The 20,699-nt window shown below is 39.2% G+C and carries 22 protein-coding genes; 8 read left to right on the top strand and 14 right to left on the bottom strand.

The window, feature by feature from the left end:
* Positions 1-10: 10 nt before the first annotated feature.
* Positions 11-601, bottom strand: coding sequence for an ankyrin repeat domain-containing protein (locus tag RU93_RS10330; RefSeq protein WP_071875549.1), 591 nt, complete (start codon positions 599-601; stop codon positions 11-13).
* A gap of 232 nt (positions 602-833) precedes the next feature.
* Here RU93_RS10330 and RU93_RS10325 point away from each other — a divergent pair, with 232 nt between their 5' ends.
* A complete protein-coding gene (locus RU93_RS10325; protein ID WP_071875548.1) occupies positions 834-1,712 on the top strand; it encodes a LysR family transcriptional regulator in 879 nt (292 codons plus the stop codon).
* Positions 1,713-1,824: 112 nt separating this feature from the next.
* On the opposite strand, the gene RU93_RS10320 is transcribed toward RU93_RS10325, so the two are convergent.
* The 4 genes from RU93_RS10320 to RU93_RS10305 form a co-directional block, all read right to left on the bottom strand.
* The gene (locus tag RU93_RS10320; protein ID WP_071875547.1) at positions 1,825-2,352 is read right to left on the bottom strand and encodes a GNAT family N-acetyltransferase; all 528 of its coding nucleotides are present in this window, start codon (positions 2,350-2,352) and stop codon (positions 1,825-1,827) included.
* On the bottom strand, positions 2,349-2,816 hold the full coding sequence (tsaE, locus tag RU93_RS10315) for a tRNA (adenosine(37)-N6)-threonylcarbamoyltransferase complex ATPase subunit type 1 TsaE (RefSeq protein ID WP_143139447.1): 468 nt from the start codon (positions 2,814-2,816) through the stop codon (positions 2,349-2,351). Before tsaE ends, RU93_RS10320 begins: the two co-directional genes overlap by 4 nt.
* A 250-nt stretch (positions 2,817-3,066) precedes the next feature.
* Complete coding sequence (gene pta / locus RU93_RS10310; RefSeq protein ID WP_071875545.1) at positions 3,067-4,047, bottom strand: phosphate acetyltransferase; 981 nt, start codon at positions 4,045-4,047, stop codon at positions 3,067-3,069.
* Between the two features lie 152 nt (positions 4,048-4,199).
* The gene (locus tag RU93_RS10305) at positions 4,200-4,880 is read right to left on the bottom strand and encodes a uracil-DNA glycosylase (RefSeq protein ID WP_071875544.1); all 681 of its coding nucleotides are present in this window, start codon (positions 4,878-4,880) and stop codon (positions 4,200-4,202) included.
* 134 nt (positions 4,881-5,014) lie between these two features.
* On the opposite strand from RU93_RS10305, the gene RU93_RS10300 reads away from it, so the two are divergent.
* Both RU93_RS10300 and RU93_RS10295 read left to right on the top strand, forming a co-directional pair.
* Positions 5,015-5,884, top strand: a complete 870-nt coding sequence (locus RU93_RS10300) for a Cof-type HAD-IIB family hydrolase (RefSeq protein ID WP_071875543.1) — start codon at positions 5,015-5,017, stop codon at positions 5,882-5,884.
* A gap of 33 nt (positions 5,885-5,917) precedes the next feature.
* Entirely contained in the window at positions 5,918-6,433 is a 516-nt protein-coding gene (locus RU93_RS10295) for an LURP-one-related/scramblase family protein (protein ID WP_071875542.1), read from the top strand.
* A 68-nt stretch (positions 6,434-6,501) separates the two neighbouring features.
* Here RU93_RS10295 and RU93_RS10290 read toward each other — a convergent pair whose 3' ends face one another.
* A complete protein-coding gene (locus RU93_RS10290) occupies positions 6,502-7,062 on the bottom strand; it encodes a GNAT family N-acetyltransferase (RefSeq protein WP_071875541.1) in 561 nt (186 codons plus the stop codon).
* A gap of 85 nt (positions 7,063-7,147) precedes the next feature.
* Between RU93_RS10290 and nrdI the strand changes: the two genes are divergently transcribed.
* Both nrdI and RU93_RS10280 read left to right on the top strand, forming a co-directional pair.
* The gene (gene nrdI / locus RU93_RS10285) at positions 7,148-7,612 is read left to right on the top strand and encodes a class Ib ribonucleoside-diphosphate reductase assembly flavoprotein NrdI (protein WP_071875555.1); all 465 of its coding nucleotides are present in this window, start codon (positions 7,148-7,150) and stop codon (positions 7,610-7,612) included.
* 11 nt (positions 7,613-7,623) lie between these two features.
* On the top strand, positions 7,624-8,451 hold the full coding sequence (locus RU93_RS10280) for a LysR family transcriptional regulator (protein WP_071875540.1): 828 nt from the start codon (positions 7,624-7,626) through the stop codon (positions 8,449-8,451).
* An 88-nt stretch (positions 8,452-8,539) separates the two neighbouring features.
* Here RU93_RS10280 and RU93_RS10275 read toward each other — a convergent pair whose 3' ends face one another.
* Together RU93_RS10275 and RU93_RS12320 are read right to left on the bottom strand one after the other, a co-directional pair.
* Positions 8,540-9,526, bottom strand: a complete 987-nt coding sequence (locus RU93_RS10275; protein ID WP_071875539.1) for a C-terminal binding protein — start codon at positions 9,524-9,526, stop codon at positions 8,540-8,542.
* Between the two features lie 49 nt (positions 9,527-9,575).
* Positions 9,576-10,910: a YjiH family protein gene (locus RU93_RS12320; RefSeq protein ID WP_071875538.1), complete on the bottom strand. Its 1,335-nt coding sequence runs from the start codon at positions 10,908-10,910 to the stop codon at positions 9,576-9,578.
* A gap of 261 nt (positions 10,911-11,171) precedes the next feature.
* Here RU93_RS12320 and RU93_RS10265 point away from each other — a divergent pair, with 261 nt between their 5' ends.
* A complete protein-coding gene (locus tag RU93_RS10265) occupies positions 11,172-11,906 on the top strand; it encodes an IclR family transcriptional regulator (protein WP_071875537.1) in 735 nt (244 codons plus the stop codon).
* Positions 11,907-12,014: 108 nt separating this feature from the next.
* The gene (locus tag RU93_RS10260) at positions 12,015-12,230 is read left to right on the top strand and encodes a 2-hydroxymuconate tautomerase (RefSeq protein WP_379952632.1); all 216 of its coding nucleotides are present in this window, start codon (positions 12,015-12,017) and stop codon (positions 12,228-12,230) included.
* 66 nt (positions 12,231-12,296) lie between these two features.
* Here the strand turns inward: RU93_RS10260 and melA are convergent, their stop codons facing one another.
* The 5 genes from melA to RU93_RS10235 form a co-directional block, all read right to left on the bottom strand.
* Positions 12,297-13,607, bottom strand: coding sequence for an alpha-glucosidase/alpha-galactosidase (gene melA, locus RU93_RS10255; protein ID WP_071875535.1), 1,311 nt, complete (start codon positions 13,605-13,607; stop codon positions 12,297-12,299).
* Positions 13,608-13,681: 74 nt separating this feature from the next.
* On the bottom strand, positions 13,682-14,542 hold the full coding sequence (locus tag RU93_RS10250) for an AraC family transcriptional regulator (RefSeq protein WP_071875534.1): 861 nt from the start codon (positions 14,540-14,542) through the stop codon (positions 13,682-13,684).
* Positions 14,543-15,043: 501 nt separating this feature from the next.
* Complete coding sequence (gene nadE, locus RU93_RS10245; protein WP_071875533.1) at positions 15,044-15,868, bottom strand: ammonia-dependent NAD(+) synthetase; 825 nt, start codon at positions 15,866-15,868, stop codon at positions 15,044-15,046.
* Positions 15,869-15,879: 11 nt separating this feature from the next.
* Entirely contained in the window at positions 15,880-17,346 is a 1,467-nt protein-coding gene (locus RU93_RS10240; protein ID WP_071875532.1) for a nicotinate phosphoribosyltransferase, read from the bottom strand.
* A 197-nt stretch (positions 17,347-17,543) separates the two neighbouring features.
* Positions 17,544-18,086, bottom strand: a complete 543-nt coding sequence (locus RU93_RS10235; RefSeq protein WP_071875531.1) for an HdeD family acid-resistance protein — start codon at positions 18,084-18,086, stop codon at positions 17,544-17,546.
* 214 nt (positions 18,087-18,300) lie between these two features.
* Between RU93_RS10235 and RU93_RS10230 the strand changes: the two genes are divergently transcribed.
* Positions 18,301-19,155 carry an acyltransferase gene (locus RU93_RS10230; RefSeq protein WP_071875530.1) on the top strand — a complete coding sequence of 285 codons (855 nt, stop codon included), beginning with the start codon at positions 18,301-18,303 and terminating at the stop codon, positions 19,153-19,155.
* A gap of 93 nt (positions 19,156-19,248) precedes the next feature.
* Here RU93_RS10230 and RU93_RS10225 read toward each other — a convergent pair whose 3' ends face one another.
* A complete protein-coding gene (locus RU93_RS10225) occupies positions 19,249-20,697 on the bottom strand; it encodes an ABC transporter substrate-binding protein (RefSeq protein ID WP_071875529.1) in 1,449 nt (482 codons plus the stop codon).
* Positions 20,698-20,699: the final 2 nt, after the last annotated feature.

The raw sequence follows: 20,699 nt of genomic DNA, 5'->3' as shown, positions 1-20,699 counted from the left end.
TTCTCGTTTTTTAGGCCCCTGCTGCTTGTAAAATGCGTTCAATCTCAGTAAAGCCTCGATCGATTGCATGTTGCAAGGGCGTAACACCTTCACGGTCACCTTGATTCACATCTGCTCCGTGATCGACTAATAATTGCACGATTGTTTGATACGTTTCACTACCATCACCTAAAATAACCGCTTCCAATAACGCTGTCCAATGCAAATTGTTCAGATGATTCACATCAACGTCCGATTTCGTTAACAAATATTCCACAATATTAACGTGTCCTCGATCAGCCGCGGGAATCAAGCCCGTGCCACCAAATCGATTGGTAATGGTCGTATCGGCACCTGCTTCAATGGCTAACTGGACAATCGCCAAATCGCCTGCTGCACTCGCATATAACAACACATTATCTTGATTGTGATTTCGACGATTCAAGTCTGCTCCTTGGGCAATCAAGGCTTCCACGGTTGCCACATGCGCCCCTTTTGTCGCAGCCATAATGGCCGTATCTCCTTGTTGATTCGTTGCATCAATCTTAGCGCCACTGGCTAATAATTCTAAGACACTTGCCGTATCACCCTTCGCCGCAGCCGTAATCAGTGCTTGTTCCATCTGAGTTTCCTCCCTTATTTCTGTCGTCATGGTCGATTCGTCAGAGGTCGCGAAATTTTGACAAGCGGTCAAGACGCTGACGCAAACAATACTAATAAAGATCATTTTTCGCTTCAAATCATCCTGCACCTCCTTATCCTCTATGGTATCATGAGGTTATCTATATGAAAAATATTAACAATATTCTTTTTAGCAATGTTTTACCTATACCTATGAAGAAAGGATGAGCGCGTTGGATATCCGCCAATTACGCTACTTTATTGCAATCGTCGAAGAAAAAACCATTTCAGCCGCCGCTAAACGACTGCATTTGTCTCAACCACCTTTAAGCCAACAATTAAAAGCGATGGAAGAAGCCCTTGGAACGACATTAATCGAACGAAATGGAAAATCCTTAGCCGTGACGGAAGCCGGAAAAACCCTCTATCAACATGCCTTAGAAATTGTTCAATTGATGGAAGAAGCCCAAACAGCCGTGACCGCAGTCGGCCAAGGCATGAATGGAAATCTATCATTAGGGGTCAATACGTTCTCAGAGAATCTTTTGCCCGCGATCTTAGAAGACTTTCAAGCAGCATTTCCGGAAGTAACCTATAAAATCCAACAAAACGAATCGGTCCACCTTTGTCAATTAGTCCGTGAACGCGTCCTGGAACTCGCTATTATTCGACTCCCCTTACCTTTAGAGGACTTTCACGTGCTGCATTTACGGACAGAACCGTTTTATTTTGTGACTGCCCAAAAGTTACCTATCGAAAAAACAGAGATTGAACTACGTGATTTGCAACAGTCCCGTCTGATTTTCCCGAGCACCGAAGGCTTAGGAGTCCATTATTTACTTCTCGAAGCCTTCTCTCGTTATCCGTTCACGCCCAATATCGTCGGCGAATGTTCCGATATTGAATTACTGATGACGTTAGTCGCAAATCATTTTGCTGCAACGATTGTTCCCGAAACACTCATTCCACGCTTCACGAAGCGAGCCGTCCATACTTACCGGATTGCGAACACCAGTGAATTAACGGGATCGGTCGGTCTCATTTGGTTAAAAAATCACCATTTATCAAAAGCTGCCCAGAATTTCATTTCCTTCTTACAAGCACGTCTATGACGAACACACCAAAAAACGATCATACCTCGTAGGTATGATCGTTTTTTATATGATGGGAAAATCCTTTAAAATGATGAACAGAAGCGTCTGTGATACTCGTCAATCGTTGGCTTTAATCATTCACCATATAACTCATCAGCCAAACCTTTAAAAAATGCCCGTCATCTGCTCTGGCTCCGCGTTCCATTAAGGCTTCTTTTTTAAATCCAAATTTTTCATAGAGGGCGACGGCTCGTGGATTTTGTTCTTGAACCGTTAGTTCAATTCGGAATATTTCTTGGCTGGTCTGTGCCCATTCTAACAGTTCTTCGATTAAGATACTGCCGAGTCCAAGCCCCCAGTATTCTTTTAAAATCGAAACGCCTAACTCGCCAATATGTTTAATTCGTCTTTCCGGTTGTGACTTAATCGAAGCCGTCCCGACAATGCGGTCGTCGACTAAGGCCAAAAACAACACGTTAGAAGGACTTTCGTAAAGATCGGCCAACTGGAGTGCCAGTAATTCTTCCGGCAACTCGATACCGGCTTCATCCATCACTAAAAATTCGGTTTCTTGTCCAATTTGGCGCATCACCGTTAACAATTGCGCTGCATCGTCTGGGATGGCTTCACGAATGGTGATATTTAATTCCTCGCTCATTTTCCTGCCTCCCATGTCGTTTTAATCCGTTCTTCAAATGCTTGTGCCTTTGGACCAAAAGCCTGGAAAGTGACACTTCGACGGTCCGCATGATCTGCATCTTTGGTTAAAATGATTTCCAAGTAGCTTTCCGGCAAATACGTTTCAAGCAAATTGCCCCACTCAATGACACAAAGACCTTCACCTTCAAAATACTCATCTAAGCCTAAATCCCCCGCACTTTCACCCGTGCGATAAACATCCATATGGTATAAAGGAAGACGACCTTGGGTGTACTCCCGAATAATTGTATAAGTCGGACTTTTAATCATTTGATCAATCCCGAGACCTTGGGCAATCCCTTTTGTCAGCGTTGTTTTGCCGGCACCTAGATCACCTGTTAATACAAGATTGTCGCCCGCTTGCGCAACCGTTCCAATCACTTGTGCAAACAGAATCGTTGCTTCTGGACTTTCTAACATCATCAATCAATGGACCTCCTTTCGTTTTTTGAAACATTGATAAAAATCAAAGGATTCATTCCCTTACCTACTTCCATCTCTTTTATAAAGAAGGAATGGCATTTTTTCTTCCTACATCATATCACAAATGTTGCGAAGTGCGCGGACTATTTCTTTGACTTGGTGGAACAAAAAAAGAAAGTAAAAAATATAGTGACCCCAAAAAGTCTAACTTTTTGGAATCACTATATAAGGTGCTCTCTTTGTGTAATGCTTAGTCGTTTAATGTTTGTGCTGCCGTAATGATGGATAATTTGTAAACATCTTCTTCATTACAACCGCGTGATAAATCTGAAATTGGTTTATTTAATCCTTGTAAGATTGGGCCAATCGCTTCAAAGTTTCCTAAACGTTGTGCTAATTTGTAGCCAATGTTTCCTGATTGTAAATCTGGGAAGACATAGACATTAGCTTTACCCGCAACGTCTGATTCAGGGGCTTTTAATTGTGCAACAGATTGGTTGTAAGCTGCATCAAACTGTAATTCGCCATCAATGACTAAATCAGGTGCTAATTCTTGCGCGATACGAGTTGCTTCAATTGTTGCGTCAGCTTGTGGTGCTTTCGCAGAACCTTTAGTTGAGAAGCTTAACATCGCAACTTTTGGATCGATACCAAACATTTTCGCTGTTTCAGCAGAAGCAATCGCAATTTCAGCTAACTCTTGTGGTGATGGGCTCACGTTGATTGCACAGTCAGCGAACAAGTATTTCTCTTGCTCATTTCCGCGCATCATTAAGAACGCGCCACTTGTACGAGAGATTCCTGGTTTTGTTTTGATGATTTGTAAAGCTGGACGAACAGTATCACCAGTTGAGTGAATCGCACCAGAAACTAATCCATCTGTAATACCCATGTGTGTTAACATTGTACCAAAATAGTTTTCATCTTTTAATAATACTTCAGCTTGCTCACGAGTGATCTTGCCTTTACGAACTTCTACAAAAGCATCAACCACTTCATCCCAACGCTCACAATCATAAGGATCATAAATCGTAAAGCTTGCAATATTGATTCCACGTACTGTCGCTGCTTGCTCGATATCTGCACGTTTCCCAATTAAAACAGGATCGACTAATTCTTCCCCTTTTAAACGCGCAACCGCACTTAAAATACGTGTATCGGTTGCTTCTGGAAACGCAATTCGAATCCCACGACGAACAATTTTAAATTTCAAATGATCAAATAATTCCACAGTAAAACCCTCCAGTTTGTTTATTCCTATTCATCATACACCATTCACCAAAAAAAGAACAGTTTTTTTCACTGTATTAATCGAAAAAATCCTTCTTAAACCTTTCAATTCAATAGATTATCCGACAACTGTATTATTTCTTAATTCTCTTGTTATAGCTGAGGTGGGATTTGCCAATCAATCGGCTGTTCTCCCAACTGTATGAGTGCTTGATTCGCCTTTGAAAAAGGTCGCGACCCAAAAAATCCACGACTAGCGGCCAAGGGACTTGGATGAAATGATTGAATAATCACATGCTTATTCGTATCAATCATCGCACCTTTTGCTTGGGCTGGTTTCCCCCACAAAATAAAGACAATCGGTGTCGAGCGTGCATTTAAATAGGCAATCACATGATCGGTAAACGTCTCCCACCCTTTTTTACGATGCGAGTTTGCTTCGCCTTCTCTGACGGTCAAAACCGTATTTAATAACAGCACGCCTTGTTGCGCCCACGAACTTAAATCACCATGCGCAGCTGGGGCAATGCCTAAGTCACTTTCAAGTTCTTTATAAATATTACGCAAAGACGGTGGAATCTTGACGCCTTTTTGAACTGAAAAAGCCAAGCCATGCGATTGATGCGCGCCATGATAAGGGTCTTGTCCTAAAATGACGACTTTAACTTTTTCATAAGGTGTTTGTTCAAACGCCTTAAAAAGATTTTCTTTAGCTGGAAAAACCGTGGCTTGTTCATACTCTTCATCCACCCATTTCGCTAACGCTTTAAAATAAGGTTGCTCAAATTCAGTGGTGAATAAGGATTGCCAACTATTCGTTATCATCGTTTGCACGTTGCAATCACCTCCCTCCTTAGCTTAATCCAAGTGACCATTTTCCTCAACCAATCCTTTTTGAAAATAAGAAAATTCTTATCTTTTATGGTACACTAAAGATAGAAAAAAAAGGATTGGAAGGGACTGCCTACATGATTAAATTAATTGCCTCAGATATGGATGGAACATTACTCGATGCTGAAATGCGAATTTCACAAGAAAATATTGACGCGATTCGTTACGCCCAAGAGCAAGGAGTTGAATTTGTAATCGCCACTGGTCGCAATGTCTTTGAAGCCTTACCGCCTTTAAAAGAAGCGGGTATCGAATGTGCGATGATTACGTTAAACGGCGCACACGTCTTTGATAAAGAAGGAAATTCATTATTTACAACCCCAATCGACAAAAATGAATTATTACAAATGTTTGATATTTTAGATCAACATGGGATTTACTACGAAATTGCGACACAAGAAGGCAATTTTACGATTAGTAAAGAAGCCAGAATCGAACAATTCGCGGCACATGTCACCGACGCCTTGCCCCATTTAACGCACCGTATGGCGATTGCGATGACAGTCGCACGCTTAGAATTTTTCCCAGTAAAAGTCGTTCCGAGTTTACGTGAACTCGCAGCACAAGAAGACATCGAAGTGCTTAAAGTGATTTGTTTTGACAAACGCGGCAACAAACACCTTGGTGCAGCTGGCAAAAAAATTGCCGAATTTGAAGATTGTGTTGTGACGTCCTCTGGGAATAACAACATTGAAATCAACCACAAATACGCCCAAAAAGGAATTGCGGTCAGCCATGTAGCGAAAGAACGCGGCGTTGATTTAGAACACGTCATGACGATTGGTGACAACTTAAACGATCTAAGCATGATTCAAGTTGCGGGTGTCAGTTTTGCAATGGGTAATGCGTTAAATGAACTCAAAGAAGAAGCGAAATATTTAACAGATGAGAACGTGAATGCGGGCGTTGGAAAAGCCATCATTCGCGCGATTGAGGAACAATTGTAAGAACCGAAGTTTGCAGGGAAAGGACGAAGAAGGATGTCAGATTTTTTGATCCAAGAAAAGCCGTTTGGTCATTCAACACAAACCGTGGTTAAAGACGCCGATGGTCATCCTTTGTACACGCTTCTAGGGAATTGGGGAAGTAAAGGTGACTCACTGATTCTTTACCACATGAATGGGCGTGTCGCTGCTTCCGTCAAACAAGTCAGTTTTCCTTTTGTTCGCCGTTTTGAAATCTACGAAGCAGGCGAAAAAGTCGGAACGATGCAGCGCTTTTTAAACTGGCCCAGTGATTTTTATTATGTGCAACAACTCCATTGGACCGTTTATGGCAATATCCAACAACATCAATATAAGATTCATCATTTCAATAAAGAAATCATGACGATGGATAAAACGCTACTACATCATGGGATGTATTATCTTTTACAAGTTCACGATGATGCGGATGCGCCCAAGTGCATTTGTATTGCGAGCGTCTTAGATTATTGGCTGTATAACCGTGAAAGAACCCCTTTACCTTATTACAAAGAAGTCTTAACCTTCAATTAAAAAAAGCAGCACGTACCGTTTTTTAAACGCGTACTTGCTGCTTTTTTAGTGCTAAATCAGGCGTGCGATTACAGCTTACGTTGCATATGGTAATAATCATGGCCACTTAATACTTGCGTACCAACCACTTCAAAACCAGAGCGTTCATACAAACTGCGCGCACGAGGATTGGCTAAATCGACACATAACCCAATTGCCGGTGCCCCTTCAGCTTTGGCTCGTTGACTCGCGGCTTCAATCAATTCTGCCCCGACTCCTCGGCCACGAAACGTCTCTTTTACGACGATCGTATCCAGATACCATTCATCTGGATACGTCTCTAACTCAAGAAACAACGATTGATTAGGTAGACCAAAAGAGGCCAGTACTTCTTCTAGCGGTTGATCAATCAACGGTTCTTCGCTATCTTTATACCCAAAAGCAACCCCGGCAACTTCACCGTCGATTTCTTTCACAATTCCTCGCAAGTAGCCATAACGATACGTTGGATATTCAACCGCTCTCGTTAATATCTCTATCGTCTTTTCTTCACCGACTTCTTTGACAAAAGGCAGCTCCATATCTTTTAATACCACAAGTACAAGCGAGGCAATTTCCTTCGCATCTTTTGTTTTTGCTGGACGAATCATCTCATCGTTCCTTTCATCTTAAAATGGACTCCCATCTCTTCCTGATATTTGTTATACTAGCGTAAAAGGAGGTCGAAAAATGACGATCAATTTACTATATATCTCGATTTCCGGTAATGTCCGGTCCTTCGCTAAACGGATCCAACAATTGTCAGAAAGTAAACACCAAGAGAATCCTTCTTTTCCTATTATACAGGGAAAAGAAATCCATGACAATTCCAGTGTTGTTCAAGAAACCGAACCCTATGTCGTAGTTGTTCCGACGTATCTAGAAGGTGGCAATGGCATTGACAGTGGCGATCAAGAAATTCTAACGGAAAGTTTGGGGGACTACCTCGATGATCAAACCGATCGAACCTTGTGCTTGGGAATTATTGGAAGCGGGAATAAAAACTTCGCCCACCAGTATTGTTTAACCGCTAAACAGTACGCCAAAAGGTTTAATCTCCCATTTCTTGCTGATTTTGAATTGCGCGGCAATGCGAAAGAAATTGAAACAATCTATCTGATGATTGCTGACCTTTGGCAAGAAACTCATAAAATAAACTAAGAGGTGCGTCCATGTTCCAGATATTTAAAACCTTTGTTTCTGTTTACGAAACACATAATTTCACTCGTACGGCAGACAAATTGTATTTATCACAGCCGACTGTTTCTTCCCAAATCAAAAAATTAGAAGAACAACTACAAGTTTCCCTCTTCATTCGCAATGGAAAACAAGAAATTATTCCCACTAAGGAAGCAGATTTTTTATATCCACGCATCATTAAAATTATGGAAGAATGGACAGACTTAACCGTGCACATTCATTCCGAAGAGATCATCCGAGAATCGTGTGTGCTCGCTTGTACTCAAAGTTGTGGCATGTACCTACTACCCACTTTCGTTCCAAAGTTAATCGAGAAATTCCCCATGATTGATTTTGAATTCCCGATTATGGGCTACCAAGACATTGTCCATGGGGTGGAGCAAGCTAAATTTGATTTTGGACTGATTGAATGGGCAGAGCGCAGCGAACAATTAAAACGCTATATCGTCGCACGCGATGAACTGGTGCTTGCCGGAGACCCGTTGTCACCTTATTGGCTACTGAACGATTCCCTGAATCCACTCAGAGAAATCAACGATCAGTATTTACGTGACAATAATTTACTGCCCATTTTTATTCGAACCAACAGTTTTGAAATGATTAAAAACTTACTCAACCAAGGTGTTGGACGAGCGATTATTTCCAAACTAGCGCTAGCCAAGCACGTCCCTTACGAAACACTAGACGTCGATAATCTACGTAATTTTTACTTTTTAACACGCGAAGAAGTGATTTCGAAGTTGCTAGGTGAAGTCGCGTTGTTTATTCAAACCGAGCTAAAAAATGAGGTCCATCTGTAATGAACTGAAATGAAGAAACCTCTTCCTTAACGACAGAAAAGCGAGTCGTCCAGGAAGAGGTTTGTTTCTTTTTAACTGTTAGTTATTATTATATCTTTTTTTCAATCGCCGATGCATTCACAATTTCTGCTTCTTTATATTTTCCGTTTAAGAAGTTAGCTAAATTTTTGAAGTTGTCTTCCGCGCCTTGGATAAAGGCTTCTTGCGAATAAAAGGCAATGTGAGGTGTTAAAATCGTGTTACTTAGTGTGAGTAATTTCTCGTTTTTTAAATCCGGATCTTCCGAAGTTAACACATCCAAAATCGCGTAGCTTAATTGACCGTTCGTTAAAGCATGGTATAGGGCATCTTCGCTCACAACACCACCACGAGAAGAATTAATAAAGATCGGTGCTTTCGTTGTTAAGTTAAATAATTTTTCATCTAATAACTTTTCAGTCTTCGCGTTCAATGGTAAGTGAGAAGAAATATAATCGCCTTTTTGGAAGGCTTCTTCTAGACTGACCTTCTCAACGCCATAGGCAGCCATCGCTTCTTGTGTCACGAATGGATCATAGGCAATCACTTTTGGCCCAAATGACTTCAAACGTTCCACAATTAATCGTGGGATATTGCCAAATCCAATCAAGCTAACGGTTAACGAGGATAAACGTCTCATATCAGGAAACATTTCGTAATCCCACACATGATCTTGTTTCACTGCTTGGTTAAAGTCATGCAAACGACGATTATGCATTAAAATTGCGGCAATCACATAATTAGCGACTTCATCGGTACAATAACGGCTAATATGAGAAACTGGTAGATTGATTTGGTTCGCATATTCTAAATCAATCGTATTAAAGCCAATCGAACGAAAAAGAACTATTTTTAAATTCGGTAATTGTTTTAGTACATTTTCCGTTAATGGTTCATAAACAGTGATAATGACATCCGCATCCTTCGCATTCTCAATAACTTCTGCTTCAGTCACACTCGGTCTCACTTGTAAATCAATTGCTAAATCTAATTCCTTAATCATTTTTTCTTCATGTTGAAACGTATCATCTTCAAATAAACGTACCACTTTTAACATTCTTATCTTCCTCCATGTTTCATTTAAGATTATCCATTTTTTATCTTTTTCAAAGAACTAATTTCACGAAAATAATCACAAATGGCAATGAAATGATTGTTCGTTGAATGAAAATAATGAGGACATCCAGGAATTTCGGAACGGCTTTTGTTGATGTTAATAAAGTCGCTGTCTCTGATAAGTAAATAATAGGCATAATACTCATAATTGCGACAATCATTCTTGTTTCAACTGATGCAATATTTGAAGCTAAAATTACAGGTAAATAGTTATCAGCAAATCCAGATAAAATAGCACTTGCCGCTTGCGATGCTTCTGGAACATTGAATAACTGTAAAATCCATTGAACTGGTAGTGAAATCCAGCCTAAAATTGGCGTAAATAACGCTACAATTAAAGCAATCGTTCCCCAGCTTACAATAATTGGTGTTAACCAAAGAACATAAAAGGACATATTATCAATCTTATTGAGGAAGTTTTTGAATGTTAATTCCCCTGCCCGATTTGAAGCATTGGTTACAGCTCGATTCCAAGCACTTCCTTCTTTAACAACTTCTTGTGTCACTTTTTTGCCTTCCACATAAGTATCAGGATACTTAGAAATCGGTGGAATCCGGACACCAATGAAAGCCACAATCACCGAAACAATCGCCAGACCTAAAATAATCCAGCCTAATTGATCGACAACTCCTAAGACCGACGAAACAACGACAATCCAGCCAATACTTCCTGTGGCAAATTGTGTCCCGATGATCGCCATTTCTTTCATTGTGAAATAGCCTTGTTCAAACAGTTCTTTTGTACCCATAATTGCTGCATTACCCGGGCCTACCCAAGCACTTAAAATACTTGTCGCACAGATTTCAGATGTCTTGAATAACGGTCGAACGATCACACCAATGAACTCTCCTAAAAATTCCATTGCCCCAAATTCTAAAATAAAGGTTTGGAATAAAAGCATCATTGGGACAATAATGGATAATTGGGTAGCAAGTGATAACATCGCTCCCCCCGTATCCGCAGAGATTAAAAATTCTGGTCCCATCTTAAAATAGACCATCACTGCGATAATCGCTCCTAAGATACGATTCACGACATAAAAAGGCGTAGTTGAAAATAATTTCGCCATTAATCGTTGTTTCCCAATAAACGTACCAGGTTTTAATTGATCGATTAAAGATAAAAGTGCACTTAGAATAATTAACAGAACTAAGATTGGTTGTAATAGCCAATCAAAAGAATGGATGAACACCTTTAAATAATAAAATAAAATGGTGTCAACTGTGCCACTGAAATTAAATGGGATTAAAACAAATAAAATTCCAAAAGTAGTACCTAAAATAAATTTCAGTGTGTTCATTAATTTTTTGTTACTTGTAGTCATTTTTTCGCTTCCTTTCTAATTTTACCAAAAACGGAATGCCGTTCCGGAATTATTATATGACGAAAAGAATAGTTTTACAATAGCTAATGTGAATAAAATCACATTAATTTCAAATTTTTTTAGATAAAAATGATTAAAATAAAAAAATTAGAGGGATTTTAAACTAAGAAAGCTGGATAAATCAGCATTTTATCGCTGTTTCTCTTTGTTTAAAAAAGAGGTATAATAGCATTTAACATAAAAACAGTGAGGGGATAATCGATGATTAGTGAAGAAATAAACAAATCAGTGTTAAATGCCACTCGTATCATTGACTTAATTAGTCAAAGAGAAGGATTAGGTATTTCCGATATCGCAAAAGAATTACAGTTACCAAAAACAAGTACCTTTCGACTCTTAAAAACATTAGAAGTTGCGGGTCTATTGATTCAAACTAATGAGGAAACGTATTACTTAGGCTATAAATTTTTAACGTATCAAGTTGGCGTGAATGAGGATCAAAATTTAATTCATAAGTGCTTACCGACAATTCAGAAAATATCCGAACAAACTGGTGAAACGGTCAATCTAACGGTGAATCGTTTAGGAAAAATGTACAACATTCACTCAGAAGTCGGAGAATACTATGCCTTACAATCTAATCTTGCACCTGAATCCGAACTATACTGTTCGAGTTCAGGAAAAATTTTCCTTAGTTATATGAATGATGAGCAACTCAAAAACTATTTTAACCACCCTCTTCTCGCTCGAACGATTCATACAATTACGGAATATGAAGTCTTTATTCCAGAAAAAGAAACGATCCTTTCAAAAGGAATCGCTTATGATCGAGAAGAATACGAATACGGCTTAACCTGCTTATCCGTTGCTGTCTTACAACAAGGTCAACCAATTGCGACAATCGGTATTTCTGGTCCCACAACACGTTTACAATACAAAAATTTTGCCGAAATTGAACAGTTACTAATCAATGAAGTTGCGCAAATTAATTCCTAATACTCAAATTCAGCGTTTTTTGAGAAGTATTTTTTATTTCTTTTAGTAGACATAAATGGTATGTTATTAACTTATCTCCCATAGGCGAATACGTTTCTCTATGATAAAATAGAAACAACCATCATAGAAAGAGGCGAAAATTGCATGCCAGTTGTCAACATTCAAATGCTTGAAGGCCGTACCCCTGAACAAAAAGAAAACTTAATCAAAGAAGTAACGGATGCGGTCGTTCGCACTACCGGAGCGAAAAAAGAAGCAGTTACCATCATTATTAGTGATATGAAAAAAGAAGATTACGGCCATGGCGGCGAAGTAATCAAGTAAGAGTGCCATACGAGCACATTAAAAAACAGGATCGCCACGAAATATTGGCGGTCCTGTTTTATTGACTTAATGATATTCCGGCAAGTAATCGCCGTGCGCTTCAATCAAATCATCCACTAAGTGACGAATATCGTCAATTGATAATTCTGAATTCGTATGAGGATCGAGTAAAGCCGCTTGATAGATTTTATCCCGTTCGAGCGTTAAGGCAGCTTCGACGGTCAATTGTTGAACGTTGATATTAGTCCGGTTCAGCGCAGCGAGTTGCGTTGGCAAGTCGCCTACAAAAGTTGGTTGGATACCATTTTTATCAACAAGACAAGGCACTTCAACACAACTATCTGTTGGGAGATTGGTAATGAGGCCATTGTTCATGACATTCCCAGCAATCATTGTCGGCTTGCCCGTCACAATCGCATCCATAATATAAGAAGCATATTCTAGACTACGAACGTGCGTCAATTCGCCGTTATGGACAATGGCATCCCGTTGCTCTTCCCAGCCAGCAATTTGAGCCACGCATCTTCTTAAGTATTCATCAATCGGAATAGCAAAGCGCTCAATTAATTCAGGATATTTTGATTTAATAAAATATGGATGGTATTCCGCATTATGTTCACTCGATTCTGTGACATAATAGCCAAAGTTGCGCATCAATTCATAACGCACGGCATCGGCATGCGGCAATGTCATTTCTAACGCTTTCTGGCGAATCACTGGGTAAAAATCCTGGCCTTGATAATTGATTTCAAGTAACCAAGCCATATGATTAATTCCCGCGATTTTCCACTGAAAATCATTCAAATCATAGTCATCCTGAATCCCTAACCCTTTAAATAAATCCGGCACACAAACTTGAACACTATGACAAAGTCCCACTGTCTTAATCTTTGTCGCTTTCAGTACAGCCATCGTCAGCATCGCCATGGGATTCGTATAATTTAGTAACCACGCATCCGGACAAACCTCTTCCATTTCACGAGCAAATTCAAGCATCACGGGAATCGTTCGTAATGCACGGAAGATTCCACCAATCCCCATTGTATCGCCAATTGTTTGTTGCAACCCATACTTTTTAGGGATTTCAAAGTCAATAACGGTCGAAGGAGCGTATCCCCCAACTTGAATCGCATTCACTACAAAAGTTGCGTCGCGTAAGGCTTCCTTTCGATCAGTATAAGAGCGAATCGTCGCGCGATTTTGATTACAGTTTTGATTAATGGTGCGTAACATCATTTCTGATTCTTTCAGCCGTTCTTTATTAATATCATAAAGCGCAATCTGTGCCTCGTGCAAACTCGGCGTTAACAGCACATCACCCAAAACATTTTTTGCAAAGACTGTACTACCTGCTCCAATAAACGTAATTTTTACCATCTGTGTTCCTCCTAAATGTTTTAATTGAACTACTGTCATCATATAGGAAAGATTCGCAACAAACGATAACTCTTTTATTGTTTGATATCGCTATTTTTTAGGTCTTTAGTCTTTACTGCCGTTTGGTTTTTGACACGATAAGCTAACGGACTGACGCCATGAATATTTTTAAATGCTCGTGAAAAGGTTAACGGATTTTCATACCCCACAAGTACCGCAATTTCTTTTACACTTTTATCTGTTCGTACGAGTAAACGAAAGCTTTCTTTCATTCGAAAAAAACTTAAATAGTCATTCGGTGTCATGCCCATTTCACTTTTGATGACTTGACTGAAATAAGAATGATTCAACCCAAAATTTTTCGCAATATCCGCAATGGTTAACGCAGGATTTTGATAATAATGGTGTACATACTGAATAAAAGAATAGCTATAGCGCCGTTTTTCTTCTTCCAACAACTCACGAGAAGTTGTTTGCGTATGAAAAGCTCCTAAAATTTCATATAGATATTGTTGAATCAACAACTGATTCGAGTCTGCTAAGATAGCCGGCCGTAAAATCGACTCAAATCGTTGCGTAATTAAGGTAGCATTCTCGGCTTTTCCAACATGATTTTCGGGTGTAATTTTTAGGTAGTTCAAAATATCGTTTGTTTTTTCACCATCGAATCCCAACCAATAATATTCCCAAGGATCGGTCGCACTCGCTTCATAATAAGTTTCAACAGAAGGACGTAACAAAAAGAAATCCCCTTGCTGTAAATCATGTTTGATACCATCCACATAAAAAGAACCATGGCCTTTAACAATAAAATGTAAAATATAATTCCCCCGAACACTCGGGCCAAAGCGATGCGAAGGCGGGCATTTTTGATGCCCTATCGTTAATAAATAAAAATCGGCAAAAAAAGGATTTTCAAAGAAATATTCTTGCATAGTCTCCTCCAATCTTTCGATAAAAAAACATGACTGTATAACTTTTAGTGTTGATGACTGAAATTCGTATTATTCCTTAACATTTTTTTCGGATAGATTATTTTTTGTGATGATAGACTCATCGCTTAAACATTTTCTTTTATCATTTCTTTCATTGTTTGACGAAATATACATCAAAGAGATATTCAATACTAGCGGACCAAAGAAAAACGCCTTGCGTCAGCTGCGTCAAAAGACGAGATGTGAATTACTCTAGGTTTGTGCTTTAGCACTTACCTAGAGTTTGAAGCTTTCGAGCTGAGAGTCACGCGGAGGCCTGATACTGTATCCGTAACTCGCTTTGCTCGAACGGCTTCAGAAACCTAGGCTCGAAGCGGTCTCGCAGCCTCTCACACAAGGAGATTTTTCGTAGGGTAGCGCGAGATGTCATCAACATTATTTGATGAAGAGCCAAAAACATCTAAAACAGAATCGTTCCCTCTGTTTTAGATGTTTCATTCCCTACTTCCAAAAATCGTCTTTCATCGAAATGGGTAAGTGGCGTTTATGTTGGCCTTTTTTCCACCAATTTTCAATGGTCGTTTGCGCTTGGTGCGAAACGGTTTTTCCTTCAAGATAATCATCAATTTCTTCATACGTGACACCAAGTGCGGTTTCGTCTGGTAGCATTGGACGATTTTCTTCAAGGTCCGCTACGGGTGTTTTTAAATACAAGGCTTCAGGTGCGCCCAAGGCTTTTAATAACGCGCGGCCTTGACGTTTATTCAACGAAGCAATGGGGATTAAATCGGCTGCTCCATCACCAAATTTTGTGAAAAAGCCGGTTAGATTTTCCGCCGCATGATCCGTTCCAAGAACAGCTCCTTGGAAGGCGCCAGCTAACGCGTACTGGGTCACCATTCGTTGACGCGCTTTGATATTGCCCTTGTTGTAATCGGATATATCGACGCCGATTTTGTTTAATTCAGCGACTTGAGCATCCACGGCCGGTTTGATATCGACCATGATTTGACTATCACTATTGACAAAATCCATCGCCAATTGCGCGTCAGCTTCATCGTTTTGTTGCCCATAAGGTAAACGCACACCGATAAAATAGTAGTCCGAATCGTTCGTTTCATGACGCATTTCTTCCATCGCGAGTTGTGCTAGTCGTCCCACTAAGGTCGAATCTTGTCCCCCACTAATTCCGAGAACAAACGTTTTGATAAACGGATGTGCCCGTAAATAGTCTTTCAAGAATTCAATACTGCGACGAATCTCAACTTCTGGATCGATCGTCGGTTTAACTGCTAATGTTTGAATAATTTCTTGTTGCAAACTCATGGATTTCACTCCTATTCTTGCATTTCTTTGACTTGCTGACGAACAGCATCAAAAGTCTTCATTTTATGATCCCAACACTCTTTTGACAAATCGACTGGGTATGGTTGCGGATTTAAATCGCGTTTGTATTCATCCCATAACGCATCTAAACAGTCGTGACAATAGGCTTTAATCTCGCCTAAAGAAGGCAATTCGTAGACTTGTTTTCCTTCAAGATAAATATCTTGCAACACGGGACGCGCATCAAACTCTGTAACCGTCTTACTAATATACGTATGCACCGGATGGAACATAAAAATACTTTCTTCTTCGCGCGGATCTTCATTCCAAAGAGTGACATAATCGCCTTCTGATTTGCCATCTTTTTTACGCGTAATGCGCCACACTTGTTTTTTACCGGGCGTTGAGACTTTTTCAGCATTACTCGAAAGCTTGATGGTGTCAATCATATCCCCATTTTCGTCTTCAATCGATACCAGTTTATAAACAGCCCCTAACGCGGGTTGATCATAGGCCGTAATCAGTTTTGTGCCGACGCCCCAAACATCAATTTTGGCTTTTTGCATTTTCAAACTTAAAATCGTACTTTCATCTAAGTCATTTGACGCATAGACTTTTGCTTCCGTGAATCCCGCTTCATCGAGTTGTTCACGAACTTTTTTAGAAATATAAGCCATATCGCCACTATCAATCCGTACACCTAAGAAATTAATTTGATCGCCTAACTCTTTCGCCACACGAATCGCAGTGGGCACACCGAGTTTTAACGTATCATACGTATCGACTAAGAAGACACAATCTTTATGCGTCATCGCGTAAGCTTTGAACGCATCATAATCATTCCCATACGATTGGACGAGGGAATGCGCATGCGTACCACTGACCGGAATCCCAAAAATTTTCCCGGCACGGACATTACTTGTCGCCCCAGCACCCCCAATGAAGGCTGCTCGTGTTCCCCAAATCGCCGCGTCCATCTCTTGCGCCCGTCGCGAACCAAATTCTAAGAGCGGATCTGTGCCGATAACGGATTTAATGCGGGCTGCTTTCGTTGCAATCAACGTTTGGAAGTTCACGATATTTAAAAGCGCCGTTTCGATTAACTGTGCTTGCGCTAGCGGTCCTTCCACTTGAATAATCGGTTCATTGGCAAAGACCAACTCCCCTTCTTTAGCCGAACGAATCGTACAAGCAAATTTAAACTCACGTAAATACGTTAAAAACTCTTCCGGATATTCGCCTAAATCGCGCAAATAATCCAAATCGCTTTCGCTAAACGCTAACGCTTCTAAATACTTGACTAAACGCTCTAACCCCGCAAAAATAGCATAGCCATTTTTAAACGGCATTTCACGAAAATAACATTCAAAAACCGCATGCGTATCCGCTCGATCTAACGCCCAGTAAGTGTACATCATATTAATTTGATATAAGTCGGTATGTAAAGTTAAACTGTCATCTGCATATAATTTATCCATGATAAAATAACTCCTCTTCTCAATCTACCTTTCTATTATAACAAATAATCGAAAAATAAACGTGAAAAGGAGTCAAAATAGTCGAAAAAACCAATAAACACACAAAAGAATCGCTTTTAACACATCGAATTCCTTCGCTCGTTGCATCAATCCTCCCATAAAAAAAAGACCCTGATTCCTCAAGGTCTTTGATCATGTTATTGTTTTGCTTTTTTATTTAAGTAGAAGACAAAGAATAAATCGAGTACTCCCATAATAATTAAAATCACACCGTATGTTTGGAAGAATAATACCAAACTAGTTGAAGTATTGAAAATAAAGAATAAAGATAATCCGATTAAAACGGCACTGTAGATAAACATTGGAATCGTGTTAATGTTTGGCACATTCCGGAAATTAATGGCACGGAATAGTTGTGAGAATCCTGAGAATAGGATGACTAGACCGAGAATGAATGGAAAGGCACGTAAAATATCTGCGGCGAAGTAGTAAATAATGGCAGCACTTATGATATAAAACAGTCCATATGCTAAAAACATTCCAAATCCGCCACTGCGTTTTTTCTCACGTAATCCTTCAAAGATGTTAATGAATCCAATAATGACTAAGTAAATAGAAAGAATCCCAACGCTTACTCGAAATACTCCTTGTGGATCAATCAATACTGCTAACCCTAATGCAATATTTAATAATCCATTAACAATAATATGACTTGTTACTTTTTTAATTGCTTCAACCATTTTACCAACCTCCTATTTTTTTATATTACGCCTTTAATTTAGCATATTTCCAGATAAATAGCTATTGCGATTTTTAGGATAATCGATGATAATATGGCTAAATGCTCCCTCTTTTTAAGTAGGAATTTCTCAATCTTCCCTTAAAAAATCGAAACTTGAAATGACTTCATTCATAAAATATACTAAAACTTATAGCAAATAAAAGGAGTTCTCTATGCCAACCAATTATCCAGTCATCGACTTTGGAAATAATAACAAAATCTATTTTACCGCCTCTCCAGTTGTAAGTGAAATCAATGAGAAACAACTTAACGTTATTTTTCATGGGAAAGACAACCACCTCTTCATTCCAACACCTGACATGTTTCAGCATTCAAAAATTATATTTCATGGCGACAAAGGTTATGCCTATATTCAAGCGACTAAACACAAAAAAATATCATTGAATTTAGGTATCCATCGACAATCGCTCTTTTATATGGGAGAAAACTGTAGCTGTAATGGCGTCCTTAACGCGATTGTTTCAGAATCTCGTCATTTAATTATCGGAAATGATGTCATGTTTTCGTTTGGTATTTGGATTCGAACGTGTGATGTTCATTTGATCTATGATCATACAAGTCACAAAAGAATCAACTTGCCACAAGATGTTTTTATCGGCGACCACGTTTGGCTTTCGCAGGGATCCTCACTTTTAAAAGGAGCAGCCATCGGTTCTGGTTCTGTAGTAGGTTTTGGCGCATTAGCGACAAAAGCGTATCCCTCCAATCGCGTTCTCTCAGGCAGTCCCGCAATCACTGGGAATAAAGAAATTACTTGGGATCGTACGAGTAGTCATAGCTATACGCCAGAGCAAACAGAAAACTCGATTGATTCTTTCGAAAAAGCAGATGCCTTTTGGTATAGTAGTGAAGACAATTTAAGCGATTATCAAGTACAAAGTGAACGTTTAAGACAGGTAAATATAGCGGATAAAGAAGAACACCTACAATGGTTTCAGCAAAACCCTTTAATCATTGCCGTGCCCAAAAGAACTTGGCGGGATAAATTCTATTCATTACTCAAATAATCGGCCAAAAAAAAAGAAGTACAAGTGAGCAATCGCTACTGTACTTCTTTTTTTGCTATCATAATAATTTTTATCGAGAAATATTTTTCAACCTTATTTAGAAAACTCAAAATCATTCAGTTGAATATCCCTTTGTTTTTTTAAGACATTTATCGCTTGATTCAGATTTTTTTGTTGTTGAATCGAGTAAGTCGTTAATTTTTTTTGATAATTATGCTCACCTGAAAAAACACTTGTCGCGATATCACCAAAATCGGGTTGAATCGGTTGGATAATACGATAAACGAGCTGATTATTCGGTTTTTTTACTAAAGGATTTTCTACTTCATTACTTTGCGCCATCGCTAGTTGATAATAAGATTTCATATGGGATTCATCAATCGCCTCTTTTGTTAAATCTTTCCTAATCGAAACAAAACCGCCCGCATCAACTAGTTCTTTTTGATAATCGTAAGAATAAAGATATTCTAAGTATTTCGCTGCAATATCAGGATATTTACTCGAAGAAGAAATCCCCATCCAACCTTTGGTAAAAGGCCGACTAATCTTACCTTTCATGTTGTGACTTGGCATGGGCATTTTCATAATTCCATAGTCTAAGTCAGGATTTTGTTCATTCCATGTGGGAATAGACCAAGCACCTTGGATAATGAACGCAGCTTTTCCTTCACCAAATAGTTTTCGCGCTTCTGGCGCTGTTAGAGAAGCTGAATCTGGATGAAAACTCCCCTGCTTAAATAACTGTCGATAAAAGTCAAAAGCAGATAGGACTCCTGGCGAGTCATATTGCGTTTTTAAATCCTGTAAGTAAATTTGATCTCCCTGACCTAAGTTCGTTCCAGCTAACTCTGAGAAAGCCCGTAATTCTAGATCAATCCGATTTTTCTGTGCCCCACTTGCAACAAGACCAAAATAATTCCCTTGTCCTTTTTCTGTAATCTTTTGACAGATTTCGATAAATTGATCCCAAGATAATGTTTCTTTTTCAGAGAGGATAATTCCTGACTCTTTTAGCAGATCTTTATTATAGAAAAATAAAGTCGTTGGTATTTCTTGCGCTTCCGGTAGTAAATAGATATCTTTTCCTTTGTTTGTTACATTTTGTTGGAATAATTCAGATTGAAAATTTTGAAAATACGCTTCATTTAGATAATCATTTAGAGGCAGATACCAACCTTCATCGATGGCTGTTGAGAAGTTCATTGTATTTGGTAAAGGAAATAAATCAGGTGCATTTCCCGTACGAATACCTGATACAACCGTCTCATTAAATTGCGCTTGCGTTAAGGTTGTGTAATTAATGGTTACATTCGGATAATCTTTCATAAACTCCTGATTCAATACTTCACGCTGTTTTTTCGTACTATCGCTCCAATCGACAATATTCAATGTCACCTTTTCATTAGGACTTGTTTGAATGATTTCGACTTGACTCTCATTGTTGATAGCAAATTCATCTTGCGAAAGAATCGTGACACCACAACCACTCAATAAACTAAGAAATAGGATTCCCCAAAATAGGATGTTACTCTTTTTTTTCATTT

Source organism: Enterococcus aquimarinus, assembly GCF_001885765.1.
GTDB lineage: Bacteria > Bacillota > Bacilli > Lactobacillales > Enterococcaceae > Enterococcus_I > Enterococcus_I aquimarinus.
Note: the sequence above shows the minus strand (reverse complement) of the source record. Positions and strands in the feature narration are given on the sequence as shown.